Below are 259 nucleotides of genomic sequence, written 5' to 3'. Positions count from 1 at the left end.
ACGAGATAAAGAAAGCCGCGGCCGATGGGCAGATACGTGATGTCGGCCGCCCATACCTGGTTTGGCCGGTCGATCGTCAAGTTGCGCAACAGATAGGGATAGATCTTGTGGCCCGGCGCCGGCCTCGTAGTGTTCGGCCTTGGTCCCAGCGCCGCAATGCCCATCTTGCGCATCAACCGCTTGCGATTGACCTGAAGCCCCTCAACCTTCAGCATCGCGGTCATTCGCCGCGAGCCCAGGAACGGCCAGGCGGTGAACA

The 259-nt window shown here is 61.4% G+C and carries 1 protein-coding gene; it reads right to left on the bottom strand.

What is annotated here, in order from left to right; all coding sequences use genetic code 11:
- Nucleotides 1–259: IS3 family transposase (locus tag ACZIRK_RS45650; protein WP_474419907.1), on the bottom strand; the 259-nt coding region annotated here is incomplete at both ends.

This window comes from Bradyrhizobium sp. Leo114, assembly GCF_055229415.2.
The sequence above is the reverse complement of the archived record's forward strand: the minus strand, read 5'-3'. Positions and strand labels throughout refer to the sequence as shown.